The sequence below is a fragment of the Wohlfahrtiimonas larvae genome (assembly GCF_002006755.1).
GTDB lineage: Bacteria > Pseudomonadota > Gammaproteobacteria > Cardiobacteriales > Wohlfahrtiimonadaceae > Wohlfahrtiimonas > Wohlfahrtiimonas larvae.
Window position 1 is genome coordinate 1 of sequence record NZ_MVDO01000096.1, and the last position, 8,444, is coordinate 8,444.

The following is an 8,444-nucleotide window of genomic DNA, read 5'->3' on the forward strand; positions in this document are numbered from 1 at the left end:
AATACTAAATATTTTTTAATATTTCTAATGACACCATTGAACAATTCAGGCAATGCTAAGGCCTCATTGGATATATGAGAAAACCTAGGGGTATAAATGCAAAATCGGAAAATTGCCACTGCAATGATATAAGCTAAAGTCGCAATACAAAATAATTTAACACATCTTTTAATATTGATTTGATCATAAAAATAGTTCTTAGCTGTAAGCATAATCACAACAACCCAATAAACGCCACTTGCAGACTGATAGGTTGTTAAAGTACCCAAAACACCAATAATAGAAATTATGAAAAATACCCTATGAGATCTATAAAATAAAAATGGGAAAATCGAGAACAAGACAGAAACGCTCATTGAAAATGAGCCATAAGAGAATAGAAGATTCCCATAAAAGAAGGGGGACATCCCAACGAATGCAGAAATAATTGCACTAAAAACAGTAATTTTTTCAATAAATAAACTATTTAAAATCAAACCTGAAAACGCCATCACAAAAATCGCTAAAACCTGCTCTAGCGGAGTATAATCATAGGCATGCCATTCTGGTATTGTAAAAATAACTGACAATAATTCAGCTGTGTATCGAGAAAAAACTGTATAACCTGTTGTGCCATAATTTTTGCGATAATGGTCATCCGCAAAATAAAAATCATCCAATCGCAATAGTGACAAATAGCATAAAGTGATGAATAATGCTGCTATCACAAAATAAATAAAATTTTGCTTAATAATACGTTCTATATGACTCACTCTCTTTTTACCTTTTCTTTAACTGTTATTTATCTTTATATTCACACTGTGAGGTGTTTATGAAACTGATTACACTTTGCTTTCCCATTTACAATGAAGAAGATAATATCACAAGACTCTATACTGAGATTTTGACTATTATCGCACCTTTACAAGAAAGTTATCAATTCAAACTATTATTCATCAACGATGGTAGCACAGACTCATCGCTCGAAATTATTCACACATTGCAATCATCCGACAATCGTGTGCAATACATAGATTTTTCTAGAAACTTTGGCAAGGATATCGCCTTAACTGCTGCCTTTGATCATGCAGAAGGCGATGCCATTATCATTATGGATGCAGATCTACAACACCCACCTGAACTAATTCCTCAGATGATAGCTGAATGGGAACAAGGATACCATGATGTCTATGGTCAAAGAATTGCCCGCCAACAAGAATCATTCGTCAGAATATATACATCTCGCATCTACTATAAGGTTCTGAATAAAATCTCCAAACACACCGTTTTACAAGGATCAGGGGATTTTCGTTTACTTGATCGTGTATGCATTACTGCTTTACAAAAAATGACTGAAACCCAAAGATATACTACAGGTATGTTCACGTGGATTGGTTATCGTAAAAAGGCGATTCCTTATACTGCACAACCTAGATTTGCTGGCACAAGTAAATGGCGGTGGCCCAACTTATTCTCTTTAGCTTTCAATGGCATATTGTCATATTCCATCATTCCTCTACGCATCGCATCCGCGATCGGTATTTTTACTGCACTGTTATCACTTTTATATATGATATATATCATTTGTACGACTTTATTTTTTGGTAATCCGATCCCTGGCTACCCAACCATCATTTGCTTAATCCTTTTCATTGGTGGCATACAATTATTAGCCATTGGCATTGTGGGTGAATATATCGATAAAATACATATTGAAGTCAAAAAGCGCCCTAATTATTTAATACAAACTATTACGATGGGCCCTAATACTCCATAATTTTCATATTACAAAAGATTAATATTTGCTTAAATTTATAAAAACCCAAATAAGTATTTATTAATAAGCCTATTGGTTTTTTTTCATTTAAAACAAAGGTATAATTCGAAATGTAATAATTAAAAATCTGTTATAGTTGGTATAGGCCATATTGCTGGTGTTGTTGGAGGCAGAGTTGTTACCTCAGGTGGATTTGGCCCCTGCCCATTTGCAGGCACTGCTGAAATTGCGCTAATTACACTATATGCATCTAAAACCTGTGCAATAATGGTAATTCTATATAGCAAATAACAGTTTCTACTTTTACATTCTTTATCCTGACCTAATTGTTGTGTTATAAAAAACACATTACCATCCCCTGAAAAAGCACCTTTAAAATCATCATCAATCAGATTCTCCCAACCAGGTTTATTTTCAGTCCCACCTCTCAAACCACCTGTTTCTCTCAATTCAGTTAAAGCATCATTAATTGTCTTATCGGAAATTGGATCACATAAATCTTCTTTATTAACCAATACAGATTCACCTTGGTCATTAAGCACAGATGTACAAACGCTTCTTTGCTTATATTGAGCCGGATTATTCAAATTAGCTTCTAATTTATTCAATGCTAACATGGCTAAATCTTCAGCTTCTTGTTTAAATGTCACGTATTGAACACTCACAGTTGATGAGGCCGTTTGCTGATACAATCCGATACCTAAAATAGCAAAAACGATTAACATCATCAGCGTAATAAATAAGATAAAACCGTCTTCAAATTTTTTTAATAATTTCATTGTCATAGTTCTTTATTTAATTTTAAAATTAAATGCCATTCAGATCAATTACTACCGTGTAATCATTTTTTTTCGATGGGTCAATCATATCAATAATCCTAATTGTATTTTTATCCTCACCTTTTTCAATATCTTTCATCATAACATTTGCAGTTACTTTTAATTCATTCCAAGAACGATTATCAATAACATTATTAGGAGCAATATTAATACGCGCTGTAAAATCATCAATTAAAATAGGAATGGCCATATCTGAACCTAAATCACTTAAATCGGCTGTTGCTCGATTTTGTAATTTTACTAAACCCACAATTGCAATAGAAAAAATTCCCAAAGCAATTAAAAACTCTAGTAGAAATGAACCTTTTTGTTGTTTTATTGTCATTTTACCCTCTAATGATCTCGGCATATCTCTCTATTCTACCAAAAAATTGTCATATTGAATAACTAATACACCCTAAAATTTACTATCATCATTTCTCAATAATTCTCATTGCATTGTGTAAAATTGAGATGTTTCCCATAGGAAATACAATCAAATTTTAGATTTTCTAACCCAATATCATCCAATACTTTAATCATTTTTTGATTAATCTCATTAATGAACTGATCACAATTTTGATTGTCCGGCACAATCAATTGCTGAATATCATTCTCAAATGCCTCTAAAGCTGTCTGCCATATCCTTTCATGCGTTTTTTCATGCTGTTCAAGCATATTCAATTCATCTTCAAAAGCTTGACGAAGTTTTAAAGGGTAATTTCCCATTGCTAAACGAGGTAATGTCATTGTCCCATTCAATTTCATCTCAAAAACAGATGCATGACATTGTCCTTGTTCATGAACTAAAACCATCCTATCAACCGTTGTAGATGCTATATAATTACCAATAGTATGATGAGCATTTGAAACATCACTTAAATGTGATGCATGCATCATTGAGATGCGAATATTGTCGACGTCTAAGGGTACAACATCATAATACTCTTGCATTAAGTCAATCGTAACGCTATAAGTAAAAGGCGATGAAAATGCCACAAAAACCACAAGTAAAAATTTACGCATTCCAGTTACTATAATAAATTCTTCAACAACCCTTTTACTGCTGGATTTTTCTTCAGCTGTTTTTCAATTTCACCATCCAACTTATCTTGAATCTTTTCCTTCTGTTTATCCAGCTCTTTTTGTGCTTTCTCTTTGACGGCATTGGTTGCTAAATTTGCAATGACTTTACCCAATTGATCAGAATCTAAACGACATAATCCATCAGTCTTTTCTAAAGATCCTTCACAAATTAAAGGAATTGGGATACCTTGAAAACGCTCATTAATCTGACAAGCAGGATCTGAATTAATAGAATGATCACCTGTTAACACTGCATTTAAGCCATAATTAATCGTCATTCGATTCAAATTAATATCACCTTTACCATTAACAGCCAATCCTGGTACTAACATTTGGAAAGGATCATTAGTCACAACACCATTTCTGATGATGATTTTACCCGAAAGCTTTTGGAAATCTGTGTAAGTCCTATTAAATGTACCTGTCAAATTTTTCTGATTCAACAAAGCAATACCTTGGCACATTAACTTCTCATAATTCAAATTATTTACGCGGCCTTGCGCTAAATCAAAGTTAGCATCGCCATTCAAGTTCGCGATCACTTGATTCTGTAAACGCCCCGAAGTTGTCAAACTAAATTGGGCATTCAACATACCTTCAATATTAATATTTTTATGGTTTTGATTTAAACGAGATAATATAAACTCATTATTAATATAATCTTTTAAGGAAATTTGAGGCAGTACTTGAGTTAAATTAATTTTCTGAATTTTACCGTTGAAGTTTAATTTTGGTGTTTTCTGCCCTTTCAGTGCCCCACTAAAAGATAAACTGCCACCATATATATTAGTAGACAATTGATCTAACACAGCATCACCATTTTTCAACGATCCTTTGACTCTGTTATTAGCAAGTTGCAACTGATCGAGTGTCAATTGCTCCCATTGAATATCTGCAATAATATTAATATCTTTAGGCAATGTAGGAATCACCTCAGGATTCGTTGGTGCTTTTGTCTTAGGATGTGCTTGTGCCGTTTTCTGGTTTGAACTAACTCCCTGTTTTTTAGGTGGCAAATAGTGATTCACAACTAAGCGATCACCTTTTAATGCAATGGCGATCGTTGGCACTTTACCTAAAACAATAGCACCTGAACCATTAACTTTAGTATCATCAAACGCAATCTCAATTGGGTTCACATCAATATTTTGCAAATTACCTTTCACAGATAATTTGACTGATGCTTTTTGCAATGCAGTTTTTGATTCAAATTGTGGTAATTCGATCTTCAATTGATTCAACAAAGCTTTTAAATTAAAAGTATTGGTTGCAATATTACTCACAAAACTCAATTGATCGCCCGAATATTTTTCAGCCATCACATTGCCCATCAATGCTAGATCCCCCATCGATAGTTCTAGTTGATCAATATTGACTAACTCTTTTGTTAAATCAGCCTTAACGATACCTTTGACTTGCAAATTATTGATGGCAAAATCCTGAATTTCACCTTGGTTTTGAAGTGATAAATTAGAAAGTTGTAGTAATTGAGTCTTCAGATCCAGATCTAAAACTGTGGATAACTCTGTTAACAACTGAACATCATCCATTTTGATATTATTCTTGAGTTTTAAATCACGCAACTGTAAATGTTTTTGCTCGACATTGAAGTTAACAACTGAAGAGAAATCTATATTACCTTCCACTTTTGGGTTAAACAGCAAATAACTACTATTCAGTGATACTGATATTGGCTGATTCAACATCACCTCACCTGTTGTGATATTTAAATTTTTCAATGCCAATGCCTGATTTTGTACTGCATCTTTGTAAACAAAATTTGCATCTTTAACATTAATACTTTTCACATATAAACTTGGTGCTTTTTTAGATGAAGCGCTTGTTGATTGATCATCTTGTGATTCAACCTGATTTATTACCTCTTGACTGTTTTCAGGCAATACCCAATTGCTATTCCCATTAGCATCCTTAAGTAGTGTCACAGATAAGCCATCTAAAACAACATCATTAATGTTGAGTTCTCGATTAAACAAGCTTTTAAGTAAAATCGACGCCTGAGCAAGTTTAATATCCGCCAAGGGCACAGTCGGAGTATTAGGGCTTGCTACAGAAATATTTTGTACTTTTAAACCTAACCACGGATAAAAAGTCCATTCAATATCACCCTCTATTGTTAAAATAACATTGGCATTTTTCTGCACCAACTCAGTAATTTGCGGCTTGAATTGATTAGGGTTAATGAACATCACAATCCCACCAATTGCTAAAGCAATAATGACAACAACCGTGAGAATCAAATAAACAAAAACTTTAATTAATTTTTTCATGGCGATATCCGATAGATTCAATCATTAAGCTTTAGAATACAATAGTTTTTAATCTTGTGCTGTATCTAATACGTTTCGTTTACCAATATGATAAAAAAGTCCTAAAACCCCAAGACAGAAAAAACCACCAAAACAGATCATCAAAATAATAATAGAAACCTCATAATAGGCTAATACACCAAAGATTAGCATCATAACAATCATGACTAGATTTTCAGAAAAATTCTGTACAGCAACCGCTGTTCCTGCACTGTCAAATAACTTGCCACGCTCTTGCAACAATGCATTCATTGGGATGACAAAAATACCGCCACAAGCACCTATTAAAATTAAAAAACAATAAACGCTATAAATATTAGTCTGGAATGAAAAAATCATTGCAATAAGTCCCATGGCCAAACCGGCCCATAAGCATAATTTGAGATTTTTGATAGTGATAAACAATGATGCGATCAATGCACCGAATACAATACCTATGCTGACAATCGCGCTCAACATTGCAACCATTTCTGTTCCACCATCTAAGACAACGCGCACCCAATCATTCAGTAATAGGCGCAATGTTGCCGCTGCTCCCCAAAATAAGCTTGTACCCAAAATAGCAAAGCGAGCCTGTCGATCACATGCTAATTTAACCAAAATACTACCAAAACTTTTCAATAGTGCTTTAGGCGCGAAGTTATCTTTACGAATTGCCGGTATTTTAGGAATAAAAAGATTGAAAATTACAGCAACAGCATACATAACACCCGTGAATAAAAATGCCATCACAACATTGTTTTCTGCCAATAATCCGCCTAAATACGCACCTAATAAAATAGCAAAAATTGTAGAGCCTTCGACCATCCCATTGACTTTAACCAATAAACGCGTCGTCACTAATTCACCTAAAATACCAAATTTAGCTGGTGAATAAACAGCCGCACCAATCCCCACAATGGCATAACATATGAATGGGCTTGCACCAATAAACAATAATGCAACACCTAATAATTTCATACCATTACCGATCATTAATACACGCGATTTAGGTTGATTATCAGCAAATAACCCCACAACTGGCGCCAATAAAATGTATGAAATTAAAAAGCATGCTTGCAATAAATAGGTACTTTCTTTCAATGCACCTAATTTATCTAAAAGTTCCAATAAAGCGAAGAAGAGTGCGTTATCAGCTAATGCTGAGAAGAACTGCGCATTAACAACACTGATCACACCTTTATTGAATAATTTATCTGATGGCTCTCTATTCATGAATTACATTTCCTGTGCCATTTTAGTTAAAGTCACATAGTCAATTTTACCCGATCCTAACAATGGAATTTCTGATAAAACCCTTACATCTCTTGCCACCGCTAATTCTGGCATACCCAATGACTTTGCCATGGCAGAAATATCGCTACGCACGCTCTCTTTTTGAGTTGTGAACAAGACAATTGCTTCACCCTTACTGTCATCTTTACGAACAACCGCCGCATGATCATGTTCAGGATAAACTGCTTTGAATAGACGTTCTGTGGTTTCCAATGTCACCATTTCACCTGCAATTTTTGCAAAGCGTTTCACGCGTCCTTTAATTGCCATATAACCATCTTGATCAATCGCTACGACATCACCAGTATCGTACCAACCATTTTCACCACTGTATTCTGAAGGTACCAATTGCCCTGGGCGATCATAGAATAAATAACCTTTCATCACATTGTTACCTTTCACTATTAATTTACCGCCCTCTGTAATCCCCTCAATTATTTCTAATTCATAATCCATTCCAGGTAAAATGCGACCGATACTATGCTCACGATAACTCATTGGCACATTGATAGAAACAACCGGTGAACATTCTGTTGCACCATAACCTTCCAAAATTCGAATGCCAAACTTATCCATCCAAAGATCACGCACAGATTCTGATAAACGCTCTGCACCTGCAACGGTATAACGAAGTGTTGCAAAGTCATATGGATTGGCATATTTAGCATAATTTTGTAAGAACGTTGATGTACCAAATAATACAGTTGCCTGAATATCATAAACAATCTCTGGAATCACGCGATAATGTAATGGGGATGGATATAAAAATGTTTTACAACCTGCACGCAAAGGTAAAATAACGCCGGCTGTTAAACCAAATGCATGAAATATTGGTAAAGGCGTCATAAAGACATCTTTCGTTGTAAAATCTGCCACTGTACATAATTGCTCTACATTAGTTAATAAAGAACGATTAGTATGCACAACACCTTTTGGCTTACCTTCTGAACCCGATGTAAACAACACAACAGCCTCATCATCAGGGTTAGGTTTAGGTAAATATTTTTTAGGCATGAACTTAGCTTTCAATACCCATAACTTATCTTCATTTGTGATTTGCTTACGTAAATCTTCTGCATATACCCAGTTAATTTCAGGGAATGCTTCCACTAAATAATTTAATTTGCCTTTTTCCAAGAAAATACGAGAAGTAATAATTGTTTTAACCTCAGCCGCTGTAAT

General features: G+C 34.4%; 8 protein-coding genes. 1 reads left to right on the top strand and 7 read right to left on the bottom strand.

What is annotated here, in order from left to right; translation table 11 throughout:
- A partial coding sequence (locus BZK14_RS06025; protein ID WP_143691379.1) for a glucosyltransferase domain-containing protein occupies positions 1-752 on the bottom strand: 752 nt, incomplete at its 3' end.
- A gap of 59 nt (positions 753-811) precedes the next feature.
- Here BZK14_RS06025 and BZK14_RS06030 point away from each other — a divergent pair.
- Positions 812-1,756, top strand: a complete 945-nt coding sequence (locus BZK14_RS06030; RefSeq protein ID WP_077925652.1) for a glycosyltransferase family 2 protein — start codon at positions 812-814, stop codon at positions 1,754-1,756.
- Between the two features lie 119 nt (positions 1,757-1,875).
- On the opposite strand, the gene BZK14_RS06035 is transcribed toward BZK14_RS06030, so the two are convergent.
- From BZK14_RS06035 to BZK14_RS06060, 6 genes are all read right to left on the bottom strand, one after another.
- Positions 1,876-2,535 carry a hypothetical protein gene (locus BZK14_RS06035; protein ID WP_216350016.1) on the bottom strand — a complete coding sequence of 220 codons (660 nt, stop codon included), beginning with the start codon at positions 2,533-2,535 and terminating at the stop codon, positions 1,876-1,878.
- A 28-nt stretch (positions 2,536-2,563) separates the two neighbouring features.
- The gene (locus BZK14_RS06040) at positions 2,564-2,920 is read right to left on the bottom strand and encodes a type IV pilus modification PilV family protein (RefSeq protein WP_077925656.1); all 357 of its coding nucleotides are present in this window, start codon (positions 2,918-2,920) and stop codon (positions 2,564-2,566) included.
- A gap of 95 nt (positions 2,921-3,015) precedes the next feature.
- Positions 3,016-3,600 carry a DUF922 domain-containing protein gene (locus tag BZK14_RS06045; protein WP_077925653.1) on the bottom strand — a complete coding sequence of 195 codons (585 nt, stop codon included), beginning with the start codon at positions 3,598-3,600 and terminating at the stop codon, positions 3,016-3,018.
- Positions 3,601-3,608: 8 nt separating this feature from the next.
- Positions 3,609-5,948, bottom strand: coding sequence for an AsmA family protein (locus BZK14_RS06050; protein WP_077925654.1), 2,340 nt, complete (start codon positions 5,946-5,948; stop codon positions 3,609-3,611).
- Between the two features lie 48 nt (positions 5,949-5,996).
- The gene (gene lplT / locus BZK14_RS06055; protein WP_077925655.1) at positions 5,997-7,202 is read right to left on the bottom strand and encodes a lysophospholipid transporter LplT; all 1,206 of its coding nucleotides are present in this window, start codon (positions 7,200-7,202) and stop codon (positions 5,997-5,999) included.
- Positions 7,203-7,205: 3 nt separating this feature from the next.
- Positions 7,206-8,444: AMP-binding protein (locus BZK14_RS06060; protein WP_143691380.1), on the bottom strand; the 1,239-nt coding region annotated here is incomplete at its 5' end.

Coding starts and splice junctions, on each gene's coding strand:
- BZK14_RS06030 (WP_077925652.1), top strand. CDS start 812: ATGAAACTGATTACACTTTGCTTTCCCATTTACAATGAAGAAGATAAT.
- BZK14_RS06035 (WP_216350016.1), bottom strand. CDS start 2,535: ATGAAATTATTAAAAAAATTTGAAGACGGTTTTATCTTATTTATTACG.
- BZK14_RS06040 (WP_077925656.1), bottom strand. CDS start 2,920: ATGACAATAAAACAACAAAAAGGTTCATTTCTACTAGAGTTTTTAATT.
- BZK14_RS06045 (WP_077925653.1), bottom strand. CDS start 3,600: ATGCGTAAATTTTTACTTGTGGTTTTTGTGGCATTTTCATCGCCTTTT.
- BZK14_RS06050 (WP_077925654.1), bottom strand. CDS start 5,948: ATGAAAAAATTAATTAAAGTTTTTGTTTATTTGATTCTCACGGTTGTT.
- lplT (WP_077925655.1), bottom strand. CDS start 7,202: ATGAATAGAGAGCCATCAGATAAATTATTCAATAAAGGTGTGATCAGT.